Below are 21,069 nucleotides of genomic sequence, written 5' to 3' on the forward strand. Positions count from 1 at the left end.
GCGGCCCCTCTCGGTGTCAAGGATCGTTTACATGAACCATGTTAAGCACTCTTGACATGCCGTGTCAAACATCCTTGACATTCTTACGCTCCCTGCCTCGGTGGCCCCGGGTGCAGGTGACGGCCCCGCCCGCGCCCGGGGCCACCACCTGCGCCCGGGGTCGTGCCGCACGGGTGCGCGGTGAAAGGTGCCGTAGGGCCGGGAGCAGGCGTCTCGGCTCCCGGGTGCGGGAAGGACCTGCTGCCACGCTCGCGTTCCCTGGCCGGCGGCCCCGGGTGTGGGCAACGGCCCCGGTTGCCACTGGGGCCGCCGACCGCAACGGGGGCCGCACCGCTCGCGGCTCGGGTCAGCGCAGCAGCAGCCGGATCGTGGCGGCGTCCCACGGCACCGCGGGGTCCAGCCCGGTCAGCTCGGTGAAGCGGTGCAGGCGCTTGAGCACGGTGTTGCGGTGGCAGAACAGCGCGCGTGAGGTCTCCAGGATCGAACCGGAGCGCAGGTAGTGCCGGACCGTCGCCTGCAGATCCGCTCTGGCGTGCTCGGGCAGTTCGTCCAGGCGGCGCATCACATCGGCGCGGTGGGCCTCGACGGCGACCGCGAAGCCCTCGTCCAGCGCGCTCTCCCAGTGCTCGCCGAACTCGGCTCCGGCTTCGGCGGAGCGGACCTGCCTGGCCAGTCGGCGCGCGACTGGCCAGACATCGTGCAGCTCTCCCAGACTGCCCGGGCTCGGCGGGATCCCGGCCGGAAGCGAGCGCACGCGCTGCCATCCCTGAGCATCGAGGCGCCCGGAGTCCAGCAGGGCGACATCGGCGCCCTCGGCGGTGTGCACCTGGGCCTCCGGGAAGGCGCGCCGGAGGCCGGAGCGGAACTCCCGGCGATAGGCCGGCGCCGCTACCAGCAGGAGGATGCGGGCGTCCGGCTGTAAGCCGAGCGCCTCGGCGGCGTGGCGCAGCTGGTTCTCCTCGCGGACCTCGCCGGAGAGCAGCCGTTCGAGCAGGTACCCGCGTTCCGCCTCCAGCTCGCGGCGCAACTGCATGGACTCCTCGATATAGGCGGATTGCACCTGCGAGGTGTGCAGTTCCACCGCGTCCCAGATGGCCAGCACATCGGCGCTGAGCTCGGCCCGGCCGGCGGGGACGCGCTCCGGTACGAGCGCCTCCCAGAGGAAGCGGAAGTCCATGCGCACTGTGCGCAGCAGGGAGTCCAGCGGCAGCCCCTGGCGGGCGCGGCGGCGCCCGATGTCTTGGGAGTAGGCGGTCAGCTCTCGGTGCACCTCGTCGCCGGCGATGTGCCGCAGCAGGAGGGTGAGGACTTCGCGCGAGGTGCGGTCCAGCTCCGCGTCGGTGATGGCACTGGGCAGATACCCGGGAAGTTCGCGCACCGCGCCCCGGTACCGGATCACGAGCATGTCGATCCGCCTTAGCTGGGCGCGCGCGGCATGGGTGATCGATGCAGAGGTGTGCATTCGCACATGATAGGCCGTGCCGCGGGTGCTGCGCTGCTCTCCCCAGGGGCGGGAAATCCGCACTAGCGTGGCAGGGGAGACGAAGATGCCGCCGCGCCACCGGGAACCGGACGGTGCGAGCGCTGCGCGCTGATCAGGAGGACGCCGATGACCACCGAAGGAACCGCCCCCGCGACCGCTCCGGGGCCGCTCACGCAGGACCGCCGGGAACGGATCCTCCAGGCCGTCGACGCCGCCTTCGACGAGCAGATCCGCTTCACGCAGGAGCTCGTCCGGCATCCCTCCGTGCGGACCCGGGAGGCCGGCGCGCAGGACCTCATGTACGAGGCGATGCAGAGCCGCGGTCTGGAGATGGACCGATGGGAGCTCGATCCCGAGGAGCTGGCCACGCATCACGGGGCCGGCGTCGTCGAGGTCTCCTACGAGGGGGTCGACACGGTCGTGGGCACCTACTCGCCGGACGTCGAGCGTGGGCGCTCGCTGATCCTCAACGGGCACATCGACGTCGTCCCGGAGGGGCCCGAGGAGCAGTGGGAGCGCTCGCCCTGGGATGCCGCGATCAAAGACGGGTGGCTGTACGGCCGCGGCGCCGGGGATATGAAGGCCGGCCTCGCGGCGAATCTGTTCGCCCTCGACGCCCTGCGGGCCGCCGGCCTGAAGCCCGCCGGCCGCATCCACGTCGAATCCGTCCCCGAGGAGGAGTGCACGGGCAACGGCACGCTGTCCGCCCTGATGCGCGGGTACACCGCCGATGCCGTGCTGATCCCTGAGCCGGAGGAGGACATGCTGGTCCGCGCCAACGTCGGCGTCATCTGGTTCCGCCTGCGGGTGGCCGGTAATCCGACGCATCCGCGCGAGATGAAGAGCGGTTTCAACGCCATCGACGCGCTCTACTCGGTGGTGGCCAGGCTCCGGGAACTGGAGGAACGCTGGAACGCGCAGAAGGCCGAGCACCGGTACTTCGAGGATCTGGACCATCCGATCAACCTGAACCTCGGCAAGATCAACGGCGGCGACTGGGGGTCCTCGGTGCCGGCCTGGTGCGAGGCGGACCTGCGCATCGCCCTCTACCCCGGGGTCAGCGCCGACGAGGCCTGGGCCGAGATCACCGCGCTGCTGGCAGGCATCACCCAGGACGCGGCGGGCAACGCCATCCAGGCCGCGGCCACCCGGACCGGCTTCTACGCGGAAGGGTACGTGATCGAGGAGGGCTCCGAGGCGGAGGAGGCGCTGCGCCGCGCCCACCGGGCTGCCTTCGACGGCAGGGAACTGCAGTCCTTCACCACCCCCGGCTACCTGGACGGACGGATCTTCGTGCAGTACGCCGGTATTCCCGCCCTCACCTACGGCCCCGTCTCCGAGCGGATCCACGGGTACGACGAGCGGGTCGAGCTGGAGTCGGTGCGCCGCATCACCAAGTCCATCGCCCTGTTCATCGCGGAGTGGTGCGGGGTCGAGGACGCCTGAGCCGATCGCGCGGTGACCGCGCCGTGGACGCGGCCACGGCGGGAGCCGTACCGCCCGCGTCCACCGCACGGACGCACGCGTGGGTCGTCGAAAAGAGGGGTGGATCCTGTGAATACGGCGTCCCCTGCACGGGCGCACGCGTGAGCAGCCCGCTGCCGGTTCCACCGCCCACCCATGCCCGCGCTGCTTCGGCGCGCCGTTGAGGTCCGACAGGTAGGTTCCGGCCCCCGCGCCCGTGCCTGCGGGCCGGTTCCGCCGCCCGTGCAAAGCGAGATCCGGGCGGAAGAGGGAGCGGGGTCTGGGCCGGCCGCGCGCCGCGGCGCCCGTATCGCATGCTGGGATATTCCGACCGTCTGTTGACATGCTTGTAACGGCGTGAAACTCTAATGGCATGCGTAAGAACCTTGTCGTCGTCATTATGCAGCGCGCGGAGACCCCGCTCAGCTGACGCAGACGACGTCCCGCGCGCCCTTTCGAAGAAAACTTCGGAAGGGTTTTTTTATGCCGAGTTGCACAACGAGTCATGGCGGTGACCACGACGAACACCCCGCTCGCGGGGTGCTGTGACAGTACGGGAACCGGACCTCAAGTCCGGCTTTTTCGTAAGAGGAACTGTGAGGAGTTTCGATGGCCAGGACGTCAGGCCCGCAGCCTGCTGCCCAGGACAGGGCTGAGCAGTCTGAACTGCCCGGGCAGCCGGCACCTGAGGGCGCTGCGGCGAGCCGCCTGCGCGCGGCTCCCTCCCCGGCGAAGATCGCGACCAGGAGCGCCCAGCACGGCGGTCCCGCCCACCTCGGTGCGGTACGGGACCAGGGGCGGCGCGAACCCGAGATCCTGAGCGGCGCTCAGGCGGTCGTACGCAGTCTCGAACTGCTCGGGGTCGACACCGTCTTCGGCCTTCCCGGCGGGACCATCCTCCCGACCTACGATCCGCTGATGGACTCGGAGTCCATCCGGCACATCCTGGTCCGGCACGAGCAGGGCGCCGGGCACGCCGCGGAAGGATACGCCGCGGCCACCGGCCGGGTCGGCGTGTGCATCGCCACCTCGGGTCCCGGTGCGACCAACCTCATCACCGCCATCGCCGATGCCCATATGGACTCCGTGCCGCTGGTGGCCATCACCGGTCAGCAGGCCTCCCACCTCCTGGGCACGGATGCCTTCCAGGAAGCGGACATCGTCGGTATGACGATGCCGGTCACCAAGCACTCCTTCCTGGTGACCCGCACCGAGGACATCCCGCAGGCCATCGCCCGTGCCTTCCACATCGCCTCCTCCGGCCGTCCCGGCCCGGTCCTGGTGGACATCACCAAGGACGCGCAGGTGAAGACGTCCGAGTTCCGCTGGCCGGAGAACATCGAGATGCCTGGCTACCGGCCAGTGATGCGCCCGCATTCCAAGCAGATCCGCGAGGCGGCTCGCCTGATCGCCGGGGCGCGCCGCCCGGTGCTCTACGTGGGCGGCGGCGTGATCCGAGCCGGCGCCCACGAGGAACTCCGCCGCCTGGCGGAGCTGGCCCGGATCCCGGTGACGACCACGCTGATGGCGCGCGGGGCCTTCCCCGACTCCCATCCGCAGCACCTGGGCATGCCCGGCATGCACGGCTCCGTCCCGGCGGTGGTGAGCATCCAGAAGTCCGATCTGCTCATCGCCGTGGGATCCCGCTTCGACGACCGGGTCACCGGGGAGCTCTCCAGCTTCGCGCCCCGGGCGACGGTCATCCACGCCGATATCGACCCGGCCGAGATCTCCAAGAACCGGCACGCCGATGTGCCCATCGTCGGCGATGCGCGCGAGGTCCTGGCCCAGCTCTCCGAAGAACTGGAGAACTCCTGGCCGGAGGCGCTCCAGGACCGCCGCGAGGCGTGGTGGGCGCAGCTGGACCAGCTCAAGGAGACCTATCCGCTGGGCTACGAGTCCAAGGACGAGGCCTGCGATCCGCAGTACGTCATCCAGCGAATCAGCGCGCTGACCGGCCCGGAGGCGGTGTACACCGCAGGGGTCGGCCAGCACCAGATGTGGGCCGCGCAGTTCGTCAGCTACGAGCGGCCCCGCTCCTGGCTGAACTCCGGCGGCCTGGGCACCATGGGCTACTCGGTGCCGGCGGCGATGGGCGCCAAGGTGGGGGAGCCGGACCGCGTGGTGTGGGCCATCGACGGTGACGGCTGCTTCCAGATGACCAACCAGGAGCTGGCCACCTGCGTGATCAACAACATCCCGATCAAGGTCGCCATCATCAACAACTCATCGCTGGGCATGGTCCGGCAGTGGCAGACGCTGTTCTACAACGGCCGCTACTCCAACACCGACCTGAACACCGGCCCGGACACCATTCGCGTGCCGGACTTCGTCAAGCTCGCCGAGGCCTACGGCTGCGCCGGGCTGCGCTGCGAGACGAACGAGGACATCGACGACACCATCCGCAAGGCGCTGGAGATCAACGACCGGCCGGTCGTGGTGGACTTCACCGTGCACCGCGACGCGATGGTGTGGCCGATGGTCGCCGCGGGCGTGAGCAACGACGAGATCCAGTACGCCCGCGGCGTGCGCCCGCAGTTCGACGGCTTCGAGGAGGAAGAGCAGGGATGAGTCGCCATACGCTGTCCGTCCTGGTCGAAGACCGCCCCGGTGTGCTGGCCAGGCTCTCGGGCCTGATCGCCCGGCGCGGCTTCAACATCCACTCCCTCGCCGTGGGCGTCACCGAGGTGGACGGGCTCTCCCGCATCACGATGGTGGTGGACGTCGAATCCGCCCCGCTGGAGCAGGTCACCAAGCAGCTCAATAAACTCGTCAACGTCATCAAAGTCGTCGAGCTGGAGCCGCAGAGCTCCGTCCGGCGCGCCCATGTCCTGTTCAAGGTCAAGGCGGATGCCACCCAGCGATCCCAGGTGGTCTCCGCCGTCGAGCTCTTCCGCGGCTCGATCGTCGATGTCGCCCCCGACTCACTCACCGTCGAGGCGACCGGCGAGCTCGCCAAGCTCGAAGCGCTGCAAGAGGTGCTCGAGCCGTTCGGAATCCGTGAGATCGTGCAATCAGGAACGATCGCGGTCCAGCGCGGGCCCAAGTCCATCACCGACCGCTCCCTGCGCCCCTGACGGGCGCCGGCGCGGCCGGTACGGAAACGACGACACGCAACGAACACCAACACAACGATCAAGGAGTCAACACCGTGGCAGAGCTCTACTACGACAAGGACGCCGATCTCTCCGTCATCCAGGGCACGAAGGTCGCCGTCATCGGCTACGGCAGCCAGGGGCACGCCCACGCGCTGAGCCTGCGCGACTCGGGCGTGGAGGTCCGCGTCGGCCTGGCCGAGGGATCGAAGTCCCGGCAGAAGGCCGAGAACGAGGGCCTCGGCGTGGGCACCCCGGCCGAAGTCTCCGCCTGGGCCGACCTCATCGTGATCCTCGCGCCGGACCAGGTGCAGGCGAAGATCTACGACGACGAGATCGCGCCCAACCTCGCCCCGGGCAAGGCGCTGCTCTTCGCCCACGGCTTCAACATCCGCTACGGCTACATCAAGGCGCCGGAGGGCGTCGACGTCATCATGGTCGCCCCCAAGGGGCCCGGCCACGTGGTGCGCCGCGAGTACGTCGACGGGCGCGGCGTCCCGGTACTGGTGGCCGTGGAGCAGGACGGCTCCGGCAAGGCATGGGATCTCGTGCTGTCCTACGCCAAGGCCATCGGCGGACTGCGTGCCGGTGCCATCAAGACGACCTTCACGGAGGAGACCGAGTCGGACCTCTTCGGTGAGCAGACCGTGCTGTGCGGTGGCGTCTCCAAGCTGATCCAGTACGGCTTCGAGACCCTCACCGAGGCCGGCTACCAGCCGGAGATCGCCTACTTCGAGGTGCTGCACGAGCTCAAGCTGATCGTCGACCTCATGGTCGAGGGCGGCATCGCCAAGCAGCGCTGGTCCATCTCTGACACCGCCGAGTACGGCGACTACGTCTCCGGCAAGCGCGTGCTGCCGGCCGACGTGAAGGAGAACATGAAGGCCGTCCTCGCCGACATCCAGAACGGCGCCTTCGCCCAGCGGTTCATGGACGACCAGGCCAACGGGGGCAAGGAATTCCAGGAGCTCCGCGCCCAGGAGGAAGGCCACCCGATCGAGGCGACGGGCCGCGAGCTGCGGAAGATGTTCGCCTGGATCCAGGAGCTCGAGGACGACTACACCGAGGGCACCGCGGCCCGCTGAGGCCCCGGAATCCCGCGCACAGGCTGGGTACCGGGTGGGGGCTGTCAGGCCCCGTGGCGATTTCCTCGCCGCGGGTCCGCCGGTCGCCGCCCGGTATCCGGCTTGTCCCGTGCGTGGGCGAGCGACAGAACCACACGTAAGTGACGAAACGACACCGTAGACGGTGTGGTCCTGTCACTCAGGTGTGGTTTTCCGTACGTGCGGAGCTGCCCGGAACCGACCTTGCGAGGGAGCTGCCGGAGGCGTCGCCGCTTGATTCCGTTGCCGGTGCTGGGCACGCGGCCGGCGCCTATAGGCTGACCTCATGCCAGAACCCCAGCACGACTACCGTTTCGAGACCTTTCCCGCCGCGCTGGACCCCGCCAGCACCGAAGGGGACCCGGACGCGCGCACCGCCGCGTTCGTGCGCGCCGTGCGGGCCGGCTTCTACGACAGCGAACCGGACGCGGAACGACTGCGGAGCATGGCCGCATCCTTCGTCGCCGACCACCAGATGCTCACCGCGGCCTACCCCGCCAGCGCCCCGGAAGGAGCCCTGAGCGCGGAGGTCCCGGTCGCCACCTTCGTGACCTTTGGCAAGCGCATCAACACCGGCCATGGGCGGCAGCTCGGCGCGCACCTGATCACCGGCGTCACGGTCCGGCCCACCCATCGGCGCCGCGGCTTGCTGCGCAGGCTGATGGAGACGGACCTGCGCGCCGCGGCGGCTGCGGGCAAGCCGCTGGCCGCCCTGACCGCCAGCGAGGGAAGCATCTACAGCCGCTTCGGCTTCGGCCCGGTGGAGTGGCAGTCCGAGATCGAGATCGACGCCAGTCCCGGCCTGGCGTTCCGCGTCGAACCCAGCGGCCGCGTGGAACTGGCCGAACCGGCCGCGGTCAAGCGCCTGGCGCCGCAGATCTATGCCCGGTTCCAGGAACGCACGCCCGGCGCGCTCGAACGCAAGCACGCTTACTGGCGGATCATCAGCGGCGAACTCGACCCGGAGAGCGGCAAACCGGATCCGGCCGTGCGCGCGGCGGTGCACTACGACCCCGAGGGCGCCCCGGACGGCTATGTGACCTACAAGTTCACCGGCTGGGAGCCGCCGACGGTGAAGGTCATCGACCTGATCGCCGTCAGCGACGAGGCGTACCGTTCGCTCTGGCAGTTCCTGGGCACGCTCGACCTCGTCCAGGTGATCCGTTACGGCGACGCCGCCCGGGACAGCGCCTTGCCCTGGCTGCTGGCCGACGGCCGGCGGATGCGGACCAAGACCAGCGAGGATGGGGTCTGGCTGCGCCTGCTGGATCTTCCGGCGGCATTCGAGGGGCGAGGCTGGGGGCCGGTGTCAGCGACCCTGCGGCTGCGGGTGAGCGATCGCCTGGGATTCACAGCGGGTACCTGGGAACTCACCGTCGCCGACGGCACCGCGCGCGTCGAAGCACTCAGCGAGGACGCGCCCGCGGACCTCGCACTGGACACCGGCGACCTCGCTTCCCTCTACCTCGGCGGCGCCGATGCGGCCCTGCTGGCACGCGCGGGACGCCTGACCGAGCTGGCACCGGGTGCCGCGGTGCGTGCGCGATCGCTGCTGGCCCTGGAACGACCGCCCTACGCCCCGAGCCACTTCTGAGTCAGCTCGGTTTTGAGTAGGCCCGGTTTTGAGGTGGCCCGGTTTTAAGTCGACCCGGTTCTGAGGTGGCCCGGCTTTGAGTCGAGCTGGTTTTGAGTCGAGCTGGTCTTGAGCTGAGCTGGTTTTGAGTCGAGCTGGTTTTGAGTCGAGCTGGTTTTGAGTCGAGCCGGCGCCGCCTGGGGCCGGATGCGCCGCATCGGCGGGACGACATGTGAGTGACAGGACAACGAGTAAGCCGTGACGCGTAAGCGCCAGAACAATACCCCGGTGACAGAACGACACTGAGTGACAGAACGACACCGTCTACGGTGTTGTTCTGTCACTGGGGTGTCGTTTTCTGCGACTTCGTCGGGCACGGGGCTTGGCCGCACGGGTTCACCGGGCACGGGTTCGGCCGCGTGAGACCGTGGGTGCCGCGCGTGTCCACCCCGCACGGGTTCGGCCGCGCGAGGCCGTTGGCGCCGCGCGGGTCCACCTCGCACGGGTTCGGCCGCGCGGTTTCACGGGCACGGGGCTCGGCCGCACGGGCGTCCGGCCAGACGGGTGCTCACATCCTGAGCCGGTTCGTGAAAGTATTCACAAGCTGGCTACCATGGTCTGCGGGCCGCTCGCACCGGCCCGGGTCCCGGGGCAGGCGCGCGTGCAGCCGCCGCACCGGACCGTGATCACCGCACCAGCACCGCAGACGCCGGACCGCCCGCGCGGCCCGCACAGCCCAGGAGGCCCCAGCCGTGACCAAGCCCGTCGTGCTCATCGCCGAGGAGCTCTCGCCCGCCACAGTCGAGGCGCTCGGACCCGATTTCGACATCCGGCACGTCGACGGCACCGATCGCGCCGCCCTGCTGGCGGCACTCCCGGGGGCCCACGCGGTCCTGGTCCGCTCCGCCACCCAGGTCGACGCCGAGGCCATCTCAGCCGGCAGCACGCTGAAGATCATCGCGCGGGCCGGCGTCGGCCTGGACAACGTGGACGTCCCGGCCGCCACCGCCGCAGGCGTCATGGTGGTCAACGCCCCGACGTCCAACATCATCTCCGCCGCCGAGCTGACCATGGCGCACATTCTCTCCAGCGCGCGGAACCTCGCCTCCGGCAATGCCGCGCTCAAGGGCGGGCAGTGGAAGCGCAGCGCGTACACCGGCGTCGAGTTGTACGAGAAGACCCTGGGCATCATCGGCCTGGGACGCATCGGCGCCCTCGTCGCGCAGCGCGCGCAGGGCTTCGGCATGAAGCTGGTCGCCTACGACCCGTACATCTCCGACGCCCGCGCCGCGCAGATGGGCGTCACCTTGATGAGCCTGGACGAGCTGCTGGCCGAATCGGACTTCATCACGGTGCACATGCCCAAAACCCCCGAGACCATCGGGCTCCTCGGCGCTGAGGCCTTCGCCAAGGTCAAGCCGTCCGTGCGCATCGTCAACGTCGCCCGCGGCGGCATCGTCGACGAGGAGGCCCTGGCCGACGCCATCCGCTCCGGTCGCGTCGCGGGAGCCGGCATCGACGTCTTCGCCACCGAGCCGACCACGAGCTCGCCGCTGTTCGATCTCGACGCCGTCTCCGTCACCCCGCACCTGGGTGCCTCCACGCACGAGGCGCAGGAGAAAGCGGGAGTCGCCGTGGCGCGTTCGGTCCGGCTGGCGCTCTCGGGGGAGCTGGTGCCCGATGCGGTCAACGTCGCCGGTGGTCAGATCGACGCCGACGTCCGGCCCGGCATCCCGCTCGTGGAGCGCCTGGGTCGCGTGGTCACCGCCCTGGCGGACTCCTCGATCACGGCCCTCGACGTGGAGGTACACGGCGAGATCTCCGAGAAGGACGTCTCGGTCTTCAAGCTCGCCGCCCTCAAGGGCCTGTTCAAGGACGTCGTCTCCGAGCAGGTCTCCTATGTCAACGCGCCGGTCCTGGCCGAGCAGCGCGGCGTGGACGTGCGGCTGCTGCAGGACGCCCACGCCGACGGGTTCCGCAATGTGATCACCCTGCGGGCCTCCACCGCCAGCGGTGGCCGGATCTCCGTCTCGGGAACCCTCACCGGGCCCAAGCAGGTGCAGAAGCTCGTCGAGGTCAACGGCTTCGAACTGGAGATCCCGCTGACGGACTTCCTGCTGGTCTTCCTGTACGAGGATCGTCCCGGCGTGATCGGCCAGCTGGGCCAGTCGCTGGGCCGCAGCAACGTCAACATCGCCGGGATGCAGGTCTCCCGGACCGATGAGGGCGGTCTGGCGCTGTCCGTGCTCGCGGTGGACTCGCCGGTGCCGGCAGAGGTCGTCGCCGCGGTCGCGGGCGCCATCGACGCCACCGACGCCTCCTCGGTGGTGCTGACCGAGGACTGACCGCAGGCCTCCGCGTGGCCGTATTATGAGACCCAGGTGCACCGCAGAATGAGACTGGCCTAGGCTGGGCGCATGAGCAGCTTCAAGATCGCAGTCCTGCCCGGCGACGGAATCGGTCACGAGGTCGTGCCCGAGGGCCTCAAGGTCTTCCGCGCCGCGCTCGCCGCCCACGCGCCCGGCACCCAGGTCGAGTACTCGGACTTCGACGCGGGAGCCGAGCGGTGGCACCGCACCGGCGAGACCCTCACCGACGAGGAGCTCGAGCAGCTGCGCGGCCACGACGCCATCTTCTTCGGCGCCGTCGGCGACCCGAACGTCCCCTCCGGCACCCTGGAGCGCGGGATCATCCTCAAGATGCGGTTCGGATTCGAGCACGCGGTGAACCTGCGGCCGTCGAAGCTCTATCCCGGCGTCCGCTCCCCGCTGGCGGACCCGGGGGAGATCGACTTCCTCGTCGTCCGCGAGGGCACCGAGGGCGCCTACGCAGGTCAGGGCGGCTCGCTGCGCTACAACACGCCGCAGGAGGTGGCCAACGAGGTCACGGTCAACACCTGGTACGGCGTCGAGCGTGCCGTGCGGTACGCCTTCGCCCGCGCGCAGGAGCGCCGGAAGAAGCTGACCTACCTGCACAAGCACAACGTCATGGTCCACGCCGGGCACCTCTGGCGCCGGGTCGTGGAGCACGTCGGCCAGGAATACCCGGACGTCACGGTCAACTACGAGCACACCGATGCCGCGATGATCTACCTGGTGCAGGACCCGGGCCGCTACGACGTCATCGTCACGGACAATCTCTTCGGCGATATCGTCACCGATCTGGCCGCCGCCGTCACCGGCGGCATCGGCCTGGCCGCCAGCGGCAACCTGAACGTCGAGGGCACCGGGCCCAGCCTGTTCGAGCCCATCCACGGCTCCGCGCCGGACATCGCCGGCAAAGGCATCGCCGATCCCACCGCGAGCATCCTCTCCGCGGCGCTCATGGCCGGCCACCTGGGCCTGACACAGGTCGCCGAGGCCATCGACCGCGCGGTGGAGGAAGACCTCGCCGCTCGTGGCGATGCCGCGCGCGGCACCTCTGAGGTCGGCGACGCCATCGCCGCCCGGATCGGCTGAAGGCAGCCGGTCGCCCCCGCACACATGAGCCCGTCCCGGTCATCCGGCTGGCCCACCCGATGTGCCGCCGGATGACCGGGAGGAACCGCCTCACACCGCCTGCGTCCCGTCCGGGAAGGCAGGCGAGCGGCGCAGCCGAGGGAAGAAAGCCCTGTGCAGGCGCCGCGCACCACGACGGGCACCGTCACCCGGGCCGCACAGCCCGGCACGGTGGGCCTGGCTTCTCGACAGCACCGTCCCGCCGACTGCGCACGGGCCGGTGCTGCGCTAGTCTGAAGTGGCGTGGCCCACGTGTGGCTCTGCTGCACGTCCGGCAAGGACGCCACAGCCCGTATACACATTGAAAAGAGCAGCTACATGTCCACTTTCGAGCTCCTCAAGCACGCGATGCCCACTCCGGAGCCGCTGCGTGAGAAGATCCTGGCCGATTCCGGCTTCGGCAAGCACTTCACCGACCATATGGCGCACGTCCGCTACACCGAGGAACTCGGCTGGCACGGCGCGCAGGTCAAGCCCTACGGTCCGCTCGTCCTGGACCCGGCCGCCGCGGTGCTGCACTACGCGCAGGAGATCTTCGAAGGGCTCAAGGCATACCGGCACGCCGACGGCAGCGTGTGGACCTTCCGTCCCGAGCTCAACGCCCGCCGGTTCAACCGCTCGGCGGCACGCCTGGCGCTGCCCGAGCTGCCGGAGGAACTGTTCCTGGAGTCCCTGAAGTCCCTGGTCTCCGCCGACAGCGCTTGGGTGCCCACCCCCAAGGACGACAACGACGAGGTCAGCCTCTACCTGCGGCCGTTCGCCTTCGCCTCGGAGAAGTTCCTGGGCGTGCGCCCCAGCGTTGAGGTCGACTACTACGTGATCGCCTCGCCCGCTCAGGCGTACTTCAGCGGCACCGTCGGTCCGGTGTCCATCTGGGTGTCTCAGAAGGTCAACCGCGCCGCTCCCGGCGGCACGGGCTTCGCAAAGTGCGGCGGCAACTACGCCGCCTCCCTCGCCGCGCAGAAGGAGGCCGCCGAGCACGGCTGCGCGCAGGTGCTGTTCACCGACGCCGCCGAGAACCGGTACTTGGAGGAACTCGGCGGGATGAACCTTTTCCTGGTCTACGAGGACGGCCGTCTGGTCACGCCCGCCCTGGGGGATTCCATCCTGGACGGCGTCACCCGGCGCTCGCTGATCGAACTGGCCGAGCAGCTCGGCTACAAGCCCGAGGAACGGCTGGTCTCCCTCCAGGAATGGAAGGACGGCGTGGCCAGTGGCGAGATCACGGAGGCGTTCGCCTGCGGCACCGCCGCCGTCGTCACACCCATCGGGACGCTCAAGGCCCCGGACTTCGAACTGCAGCTCGGTGACGAGGCCGGCGAGGTCACGATGCAGCTGCGCTCGCGGCTGCTGGATCTGCAGTACGGCCGCGTGGAGGATGAGCGCGGCTGGCTCTACCGCCTTGCCTGAGCAGCGGGATTCCGGTCTGCCGACCTCTGACGAGGTCGTCGCCGGGCTCCCGTGGAGGTGGCGCGTCCACGGCTCGATCTTCCTGATCGGCGGCCTGGGCTTCATGTTCGATGCCTGGGACGTGGCGCTCAACGGATTCCTCATCCCGCTCCTGATGGAGGAGTGGGGCTTGAGCGCCGGTCAAGCCGCGTGGATCGCCACCTCCAATCTCCTCGGCATGGCGGTGGGCGCCTTCACCTGGGGTGGCATCGCCGATCGGATCGGCCGTAAGCGGGCGTTCTCACTGACGCTGCTGACCTTCGCGATCTTCACGGTCCTGGGTGCGCTGAGTCCCAATCTCGTGGTGTTCTGCGTCTTCCGCTTCCTGGCCGGCTTCGGCCTGGGCGGCTGCATCCCGGTGGACTATGCGCTCGTGGGAGAGTTCACCCCGCGGCGGCAGCGCGGTCGGGTGCTCACCGCGATGGACGGCTGGTGGCCGGTGGGCGTATCGCTGTGCGGCCTGGTCTCGGCCTGGCTGATCGCGCAGTTCGGCGATTGGCGGCTCATCCTCCTGGTGATGGTGCTGCCGGCGCTGCTGGTGTTCTTCGTCCGGCTGTACGTGCCGGAGTCCCCGCTGTACCTGGCCCGGGCTGGCCGGCACGAGGAAGCCGATCGGGTGGTCGCGGCACTCGTGCGGCGCACTGGCGGCACGCAGACCCGGTGGCGGCTACCCGAGCCGGGGGAGGGCGGTACGCAGACGGGTACCGCCTGGGCGGGGCAGCTGCTCGCCCTGTGGCGGTACTCTCCGCGGATCACCGCCACGTCCTGGCTGCTGTTCATCGCGATCCTGCTGCTGTACTACGCCGCGCTGACCTGGCTGCCGAACATCCTGCGGCAGCAGGGCATGGAGAACCACGCCGCGTTCCTGGTGACCTCCGCCATGACCGGCGTGGGCATCATCGGCGTCCTGGTCTGCGCCGTCCTGGTGGATCGCACCGGGCGCAAGTGGATGCTCGGGGCGACGAGCGTGCTCGCGGCGGTGTTCCTGGTGGCTTTCGCGGTGCTGCTGGAGCAGGGCACCGAGCTGAGCCTGGCCGCGCGCCTGTGCATCCTGGCGTTCGGGTTCCTCATCCAGATGTCCATTCCGGCGCTCTACACCTACGTCTCCGAGCTGTACCCGACCGAGCTGCGGGGCTCGGGCTTCGGCTGGGCGTCGGCCGCGTCGCGCGTGGCCATCGGCCTGGCGCCGCTGGCATTCGGCTCGCTGCTGTGGCCGGTGCTGGGCCTGCCGCTGACCTTCGCCCTGACCGGCGCCCTCGTGATCGTCGCGGTCCTGGTGATGGCTTGGTCCACCCGGGAGACCACCCACGAGATCCTCCGCTGAACGCACGGGTGAAGGTGCTCAGCGGAGGAGGGCCGCCGGCGACTGGGCAAGACCGGCCCACGGTGGACGACGCCCGTAGGTCGGCACCGATGGATTAGCTAACAGTCCCCTGCAGGAGGGTCGTCACGGCCGCGATGTGTTCGCCCATGAAGTTTGCCGCCGCATCAGGATCGGCTGCTGCGATTGCCTCTGCGATGCGCCGGTGCTGTGTCACCAGGTCATCGCGATCGGGCGTGGCCTCCACGACGCGAACGACCCAGACATCCAGAAGGGATTTCACGCTCTCAAGCACCGAAGCCAAGGGTGGATTCTGTGCTGCGTGAGCGATTTCGAGGTGAAAGGCTGTGTCTGCGCTAGCGAACGCTTCAGGTGTGCTCGCGTTCGCCATCTCGGCAAGGAGCTCTGTCAGCCGGCCCGCTACGTCTGGCCCGCGGCGAGTCGCCGCCAAACGCGCGAGGGTTACCTCAATGTAGTAGCGAGCCTCGATGAGTTCCTGCGCTTCGCGGGTCCCTAGCAGTAGGCCCCAGGACACCACCTGCGGGAGAACCTGCGATGCGTTGGCCGCGAGATAAGTGCCATCTCCTTGGCGAATCTCAATGAAGCCCAGAATATCGAGGCACTTCAGAGCTTCCCGGAGCGGGGATCGGCCGACACCCAACATCTCGGTGAGGCGACGTTCCGGCGGCAGCCGGTCACCCGGCGCCATGCCGAGGGCGACCGTGCTTTGGACGACGTGCTGCACGACGTCCGCCACAGAAGCGCGCCGTGCGTCCCTGATCGGCGGAAAAGCTCGCTCTGTCATTCGCTCCTCCGTCGTTCTGACATGGTGTTTGATGCCGCTTGGCTCAGATTACAGGACCGCATCAATGCTGGTCAGCACAAGAACCAGGTGGAGCGAAAACCCTTCGGAACATGATGTCTCGCTGTCTTGACGCGGACTGCCTAGGCCGTGCCTGCCGCCGTTGTTTGCCCCGGTGAAATAGCGACGTCGCGGTGCGCATGGCAATGGGCGGGTCAACCGGCTACAAGAGCCAGCTGACCCACCCATTGAGCGCCTCGTCACTGCGACTCCGTGGAACGAGTGTCTCAGCTACGCACGTTCGGTTATTTCGTTATCAGAACCAGCGGTGCCCTGTAGTCTCCTTCCCGAGTGCTTCGGCCATGGTCTTAATCTGCCGGATCATCAGCCCGATGTCCGATCCGAGAGATACCATTCCGAAGCCTTGGTCACGGCGCGTGATCGCTTCCTCGGTACTGCGGGCGACGATTCCTGAGGAAATTCCACGGTCGGTTGCGCGACGAAGGATGTCTAAGTTCATCTCCGCGACCCCTGGCCCTTCCCACTCCCCGACAGCGCCGCGACTTGCTGACATATCGCCTGGGCCCAAGAAAACGGTCTCGAGCTTGTCAGCGGACAGGATCTCATCGAGGTTCTCATATGCGCGCTGTGTCTCGATCATCGGGATCAGCAGTAGCTCGTCGTTCGCGTTAGTGACGTATTGTTCTAGATCCAGGCCCCACTTCACACTGCGCTCGCCTCCGATGCCGCGGCGCCCCAGAGGCGGATAATAGAAGTGTTCATGCACAGCATGAAGCTCCTCGGCCGAGTCAATAAGGGGAACAATCGCGCCGTGCGCACCTACGTCAAGAGCCCGCTTGATCGGTTCGAGCTCCTGTGAGGGAGGCCGCACGAGTACTGTGAGGTTGGTGCCTCGTGCAGCGCTCAGATGCGTCTGGATATCGCGATAGTCAAGGTAACCGTGCTCCATATCGATGCAGATCCAGTCGATCCCGAGTAGACCGGCGACTTCGGTAACCGCCGAAGCTTCTGAGGTGACCCAGAGTCCGAACGCAGTCTCGTTTGCAGCCAGTTTGTTACGCAGTGCCTCGTTCACGTGTTGCTTCTCCTTTGGGGATCCGGCGTCCGCCGGGGTTCGTTCAGTTCTGTCTTTGGGCTGTGGTGAAAGTTCCACTCGTCTTCCGCTTCAGGCGAAACGCCTCGTCGCAATTGCCATCGGGAGACCAAGGCAACCAGGAATGGGACGAGCAGCGCGGTGGTGATTGTTGCTGCGGCTACCTGCGCAGTAGCAACCGACTGGATTGCTTCGTACGATGGGTCGACCAGGGCAACTGCAGCTGGTGTCGCGATCGCGTTCCCGGCTGTAGTTGACTCGGCTGCTCCGGCGATCAGGTTTCGCGCTCTAGGTGGGCGCCGTCGAATGAGGTGCAGAAGATACAAGAGCGCCATGGAGCCGGCTCCGACCACGGTGAGCGTAATAAGGCCCAGTAGGATCCCCTGTAGTCCTGCTTGCCCGAGCGTGCTGAAGTCGATGCCACGCCCGACCACGAAACCCAGGAACGGAATAAGCAGTGCCTCGCCGGGACGCAGGAATGTTCGTGCTGTGTTACTCGCGTTGCCGATGACAAAGCCAGCTGCGAGCGGGAGAAGTAGCCCGACGAGCATCTCAAGAGGAAAGTCCACTAGTCCCGCGGCGCCAAGCGCGATCAGGGTGATGAAAGGACCGTCGTTGATCGACAGGATTGACACCGATCCGCGGTCACTCAAGTTGCCGAACTGTTTGGTTAGGGCGACGAACAGGGCGGAATTCGAGTTGGTGATCGCGGCGATCAGTGCGAGAGGAGTCAGGCCAATCAGCGAACCGTCCGGAGTGAGGAATGCGACCCCAAGCCCGATGGCCACTCCGATCCCGACCTTGGCCGTGAAGACCGTCACCCCTTTCTCGATGGTCACGAATCCTTGACGGAAGTCGATCTGAGCTCCCATGCAGAAGAAGAACAGGCCGAGGAGCGCTCCGGTGCCGTCTCGGAAGAGATCAGAGGTGAAGCTTCCGACGTCGAGTACTTGTGGGAAGAACGTATTGACGACTGCGCCAAGGAACAACGGGTAGATCATGAGCGCGCCGGGAACGGAGCCGGCTATGCGTGTTGCCCGTTTCCACCCGGGTTTTGGCGGTTGTCTGGTCGTCGACATTGACGGCCTCCTTATCAGGCGGAGCCTCCAGTTGTAAGACGTGCCCTGGCTTGTTCCTCGAGTTCACGGCGCAGGCTCACAGCAGCGCTGTCAGCAGGCGGAGTCACGTCGTCCCAAGTGACGACGGAACCGGCCGCCACTGGGCGTGTGACAGTCAAGCCGTGTCCGAGCCCCATAGGAAGGGCACGGAACTGGAGGGAACGTTCTGCTGTGGTCAGTACGCCTCGGACTGTGTAGCCGCCTTCGCCGTCCAGGACCTCGCCGACGGCGAGGTCCTTCTTGGCAACGGCGACGACATCGGCCCGATAAGAGGCTGGCGCTCCGGTGGCCTCATGCCGCAGAGTCGCAGATGCGATGCTCACGCCGAGCTCCATGCCGATCATGTGGTACGGGCGGAAGAGCGATGCATACTGACCGCTGGGGTCGGTGAGTACTCCGTACTCGGTGAAGCAGGTGCGGGCGTATTCCGTCTGAGCGCGGAATGTTACATAGACACCCCAGCGCAAATCGCGCGCAACTGGCGTGCCGTCACGGTGCAGGCTCGACACCACTTCCACGGTGCCGCTCTGTTCGAGTACACCGCCATCTGCGGAGGGGATGAGGGTGTGCGGGAGATCGTCGACGTCGACCGGCGGGAACGTGAGCCCGTTTGTCGGAGCGACGAGGCCAGCGGCGTTTGCGACCGCCGCCATTTCAATCGCCGATTTCGTCCCGTCAAGGAATGAGTTAAACATCTGCGGATTCATTCCGCCACGGGCGGCTTGCTCGGGAGTAAGGCCGTAATGGTCCCATACGGTGTCGGGGGTCGAGGTTTCATAGGCGGGGAGATACTTAGTCCCCTTCCCTGCCGCGACAATTTCATAGCCCACCGTGCGACACCAGTCGACCAACTCCGCAATGAGAGCCGGCTGATCTCCGTACGCGAGCGTGTACACCACACCTGCCGCGTCGGCCTTTTCTTTCAGGACAGGTCCCACCATGCAGTCGGCTTCCACGTTGACCATGACTACGTGCTTGCCATTCTCGATTGCCGCAAGCGCGTGGCTGGAGCCGGCGAGAGGGTTGCCGGTTGCCTCCACGATGACCTCTACGTCCGGGTCGGTGATGAGTGCCGTCGAGTCGTCGATGACTGCTGTGCGCCCAGTTCTCTTTGCTTCTTTCAGGGGGAGCCGGCCGTATCGATCAGCTGACCATCCGGTGCGCGCGAGTGACTCTTCCGCGCGCTCGATCGCGAGATCTGCGAGGCCCACTATGTGAAGCTGTGGCTGGTTAACAGCCTGAGTGAGGAACATTGAGGCGAACTTGCCGGCGCCGATCACACCGACACGGATAGGCCCCGACGTGTCGAAGCGACGCTGCATCAATGCGTGGAGGTTCATCGTGAACCTCCACCGAGGGGGTTGAAGATTGTTCCCTCTTCGTCGTCGGCACGAACCGGCAGCTGACGGATCGGTGAGAACGAGGTGGGATACATGATGCTGTTGTCCCATCGAATGATCATCGGCCGCACGATCTCAATGCAGGCCTGCCATTCGTGATCTGCTGCGAGTGCTGCTCTTCTCTGACGTCTGTCTTCGAGATCGCTGTACGCCCAGAAGTGGCGTACTTGGTTCTGCGTCCCGAACTCCGTGGTGAAGTAACCGAGGAATCCTCCAAGTATGCGCTTCTGCGCCGGTAGTCCAAGGCGTTCATAGTTGTCCAGGAAATCCTTCAGTGGTATTCCGGGTGAGATGTCGTACGTGCGTTGTTCAACCAGCATGTGCATTCCTCCTTGAATGACATCGCGCGTGGTTCCAGGCTGCGAGCCGTAGAGCGGAACCCTTGATGCGACGGTAGCCAACATTCCTCGAAACATCAACCGGTCGATGTTTGCGGTTCGAGCGGCGCGGGACAGAGATCTCCCGGAGAAGAGCACAGCCGCCCGTCGTGCGGGTGCGCCCTCGATGTGGCCGGAATGGTCACGTTGCCCGTGAGGTCACGATCAACGCGAGACCATTTCGGGCACATCCAGCAACCGGCCGGCCGGGCAAGTCTGCCCCACGACCGACGATGCCTGGCTCGGCTGCGCAGGCGCGGCACGATTGATCTGCGCCGGACGCTCCTCGGCCGCCCGGCGCCGAGTGGTCGGGTCGGTTAGGATTGAGCGGATCGCGCCGCCGATGCCGGGGGCCGACACACCGAAGCCGAAGCCTTGAAGGAGCGCCGTGCGACAGGTCGAGCCGAGCGTGCAGTTGATCGCCAAGCCGCAGATCGATTGGGACGAGATCAACGCGTATCTGGACGAGGTCGGCGGGTCCTCCTGGGCCGAACGCGTCCAGCAGGCCGATTCCCCCGACGGGGAAGACCTGCTCGAATTCGCCGGGCGCATGTGCTACCGCTCCTGGGAACCGGGCCTGAACCCCAACGTCTCGCGGGTGCGTACCGACTCAGCCTCCTACCTCGGCAACGTCATCAACTCCCAGCACGGCTCGGTCCTGGAGCACGCCAACTACTCCTTCATCCTGCACAACGTCTCGCGCGTGCTCACGCACGAGCTCATCCGTCACCGCGCCGGCTGCGCCTACAGTCAGGAATCGCTTCGCTTCGTGCGTCTGGACGACATCCCGTTCTGGTTCCCCGAATGGGCGCGTGAGGACGAAGAGCTGATGCGTCGCTCGATGGAGCTGCTGGAGAAGATGGAGGAGCATCAGCGCTGGATGGCTGAGCATTTCCAGCTCGATGCCGAGGGCGTGCCGTTCTCGGAGAAGAAGCACAAGACCTCCTTCATGCGCCGCTTTGCTCCCGAGGGGCTGGGCACGGGCATCGTGCTCACTGCGAACCTCCGTTCCCTCCGGCACATCGTCGAGATGCGCACCGCACCGGGTGCGGAGGAGGAGATCCGCCTGGTGTTCGGCCGGATCGGCGAGATCATGCGCGCCGAGGCGCCCGCCATCTTCGCCGACTACACCGTCGAGGACGGCGCCTGGATCCCGGGAACGCGCAAGGCCTGAGCCTCCCTGCGGACAGGGGTGGCGCTGAAACGCCGCGCATGACGCATGACCCCCTCAGGGTTATCACGCACATACACCTGTCGCTACGCCCCTGCGGCA

The 21,069-nt window shown here is 67.4% G+C and carries 16 protein-coding genes; 10 read left to right on the forward strand and 6 right to left on the reverse strand.

Annotated elements, in window-relative coordinates; translation table 11 throughout:
* Positions 1-346: 346 nt before the first annotated feature.
* On the reverse strand, positions 347-1,462 hold the full coding sequence (locus IEW13_RS00875; protein WP_188549030.1) for an RsbRD N-terminal domain-containing protein: 1,116 nt from the start codon (positions 1,460-1,462) through the stop codon (positions 347-349).
* A gap of 147 nt (positions 1,463-1,609) precedes the next feature.
* On the opposite strand from IEW13_RS00875, the gene IEW13_RS00880 reads away from it, so the two are divergent.
* The 9 genes from IEW13_RS00880 (at position 1,610) to IEW13_RS00920 (ending at position 14,988) form a co-directional block, all read left to right on the forward strand.
* Positions 1,610-2,929, forward strand: a complete 1,320-nt coding sequence (locus IEW13_RS00880; protein ID WP_188549031.1) for an ArgE/DapE family deacylase — start codon at positions 1,610-1,612, stop codon at positions 2,927-2,929.
* A 627-nt stretch (positions 2,930-3,556) separates the two neighbouring features.
* Complete coding sequence (locus IEW13_RS00885) at positions 3,557-5,518, forward strand: acetolactate synthase large subunit (protein WP_188549032.1); 1,962 nt, start codon at positions 3,557-3,559, stop codon at positions 5,516-5,518.
* Complete coding sequence (gene ilvN / locus IEW13_RS00890) at positions 5,515-6,024, forward strand: acetolactate synthase small subunit (protein ID WP_188549033.1); 510 nt, start codon at positions 5,515-5,517, stop codon at positions 6,022-6,024. Before IEW13_RS00885 ends, ilvN begins: the two co-directional genes overlap by 4 nt.
* Positions 6,025-6,098: 74 nt before the next feature.
* Positions 6,099-7,127: a ketol-acid reductoisomerase gene (ilvC, locus tag IEW13_RS00895; RefSeq protein ID WP_188549034.1), complete on the forward strand. Its 1,029-nt coding sequence runs from the start codon at positions 6,099-6,101 to the stop codon at positions 7,125-7,127.
* A 304-nt stretch (positions 7,128-7,431) separates the two neighbouring features.
* A complete protein-coding gene (locus IEW13_RS00900) occupies positions 7,432-8,739 on the forward strand; it encodes a GNAT family N-acetyltransferase (RefSeq protein ID WP_188549035.1) in 1,308 nt (435 codons plus the stop codon).
* A gap of 731 nt (positions 8,740-9,470) precedes the next feature.
* Complete coding sequence (gene serA, locus IEW13_RS00905) at positions 9,471-11,063, forward strand: phosphoglycerate dehydrogenase (protein WP_188549036.1); 1,593 nt, start codon at positions 9,471-9,473, stop codon at positions 11,061-11,063.
* A gap of 72 nt (positions 11,064-11,135) precedes the next feature.
* A complete protein-coding gene (locus IEW13_RS00910) occupies positions 11,136-12,176 on the forward strand; it encodes a 3-isopropylmalate dehydrogenase (RefSeq protein WP_188549037.1) in 1,041 nt (346 codons plus the stop codon).
* A gap of 357 nt (positions 12,177-12,533) precedes the next feature.
* Positions 12,534-13,625, forward strand: a complete 1,092-nt coding sequence (locus tag IEW13_RS00915; protein ID WP_188549038.1) for a branched-chain amino acid aminotransferase — start codon at positions 12,534-12,536, stop codon at positions 13,623-13,625.
* Positions 13,594-14,988 (forward strand): MFS transporter, encoded by a 1,395-nt coding sequence (locus tag IEW13_RS00920; RefSeq protein ID WP_188549039.1) that lies wholly within the window; start codon positions 13,594-13,596, stop codon positions 14,986-14,988. The genes IEW13_RS00915 and IEW13_RS00920 overlap by 32 nt, the downstream gene beginning before the upstream one ends.
* A 94-nt stretch (positions 14,989-15,082) precedes the next feature.
* On the opposite strand, the gene IEW13_RS00925 is transcribed toward IEW13_RS00920, so the two are convergent.
* The 5 genes from IEW13_RS00925 to IEW13_RS00945 form a co-directional block, all read right to left on the reverse strand.
* Entirely contained in the window at positions 15,083-15,790 is a 708-nt protein-coding gene (locus IEW13_RS00925) for a FadR/GntR family transcriptional regulator (protein ID WP_188549040.1), read from the reverse strand.
* A gap of 313 nt (positions 15,791-16,103) precedes the next feature.
* Positions 16,104-16,883, reverse strand: coding sequence for an HpcH/HpaI aldolase family protein (locus IEW13_RS00930; protein WP_188549041.1), 780 nt, complete (start codon positions 16,881-16,883; stop codon positions 16,104-16,106).
* Positions 16,880-17,980, reverse strand: coding sequence for a 2-keto-3-deoxygluconate permease (locus IEW13_RS00935; RefSeq protein WP_188549042.1), 1,101 nt, complete (start codon positions 17,978-17,980; stop codon positions 16,880-16,882). Before IEW13_RS00935 ends, IEW13_RS00930 begins: the two co-directional genes overlap by 4 nt.
* Before the next feature lie 14 nt (positions 17,981-17,994).
* Complete coding sequence (locus IEW13_RS00940) at positions 17,995-19,359, reverse strand: NAD(P)H-dependent oxidoreductase (RefSeq protein ID WP_188549043.1); 1,365 nt, start codon at positions 19,357-19,359, stop codon at positions 17,995-17,997.
* Positions 19,356-19,739 carry an NIPSNAP family protein gene (locus tag IEW13_RS00945; RefSeq protein WP_188549044.1) on the reverse strand — a complete coding sequence of 128 codons (384 nt, stop codon included), beginning with the start codon at positions 19,737-19,739 and terminating at the stop codon, positions 19,356-19,358. Before IEW13_RS00945 ends, IEW13_RS00940 begins: the two co-directional genes overlap by 4 nt.
* Positions 19,740-20,184: 445 nt before the next feature.
* Between IEW13_RS00945 and thyX the strand changes: the two genes are divergently transcribed.
* The gene (thyX, locus tag IEW13_RS00950) at positions 20,185-20,970 is read left to right on the forward strand and encodes an FAD-dependent thymidylate synthase (protein ID WP_188549045.1); all 786 of its coding nucleotides are present in this window, start codon (positions 20,185-20,187) and stop codon (positions 20,968-20,970) included.
* The last annotated feature ends 99 nt before the right edge of the window (positions 20,971-21,069 follow it).

The sequence above is a fragment of the Sediminivirga luteola genome (assembly GCF_014639315.1).
In the GTDB taxonomy this organism is placed as follows: Bacteria; Actinomycetota; Actinomycetes; order Actinomycetales; family Brevibacteriaceae; genus Sediminivirga; species Sediminivirga luteola.

What these genes read in the sequence shown, in the direction of transcription:
- IEW13_RS00885 (WP_188549032.1), top strand. Translation starts at nt 3,557, where the DNA reads ATGGCCAGGACGTCAGGCCCGCAGCCTGCTGCCCAGGACAGGGCTGAG.
- ilvN (WP_188549033.1), top strand. Translation starts at nt 5,515, where the DNA reads ATGAGTCGCCATACGCTGTCCGTCCTGGTCGAAGACCGCCCCGGTGTG.
- IEW13_RS00920 (WP_188549039.1), top strand. Translation starts at nt 13,594, where the DNA reads ATGAGCGCGGCTGGCTCTACCGCCTTGCCTGAGCAGCGGGATTCCGGT.
- IEW13_RS00940 (WP_188549043.1), bottom strand. Translation starts at nt 19,359, where the DNA reads ATGAACCTCCACGCATTGATGCAGCGTCGCTTCGACACGTCGGGGCCT.
- IEW13_RS00900 (WP_188549035.1), top strand. Translation starts at nt 7,432, where the DNA reads ATGCCAGAACCCCAGCACGACTACCGTTTCGAGACCTTTCCCGCCGCG.
- IEW13_RS00925 (WP_188549040.1), bottom strand. Translation starts at nt 15,790, where the DNA reads ATGACAGAGCGAGCTTTTCCGCCGATCAGGGACGCACGGCGCGCTTCT.
- IEW13_RS00910 (WP_188549037.1), top strand. Translation starts at nt 11,136, where the DNA reads ATGAGCAGCTTCAAGATCGCAGTCCTGCCCGGCGACGGAATCGGTCAC.
- IEW13_RS00880 (WP_188549031.1), top strand. Translation starts at nt 1,610, where the DNA reads ATGACCACCGAAGGAACCGCCCCCGCGACCGCTCCGGGGCCGCTCACG.
- IEW13_RS00875 (WP_188549030.1), bottom strand. Translation starts at nt 1,462, where the DNA reads ATGCACACCTCTGCATCGATCACCCATGCCGCGCGCGCCCAGCTAAGG.
- IEW13_RS00945 (WP_188549044.1), bottom strand. Translation starts at nt 19,739, where the DNA reads ATGCTGGTTGAACAACGCACGTACGACATCTCACCCGGAATACCACTG.
- IEW13_RS00935 (WP_188549042.1), bottom strand. Translation starts at nt 17,980, where the DNA reads ATGTCGACGACCAGACAACCGCCAAAACCCGGGTGGAAACGGGCAACA.
- IEW13_RS00915 (WP_188549038.1), top strand. Translation starts at nt 12,534, where the DNA reads ATGTCCACTTTCGAGCTCCTCAAGCACGCGATGCCCACTCCGGAGCCG.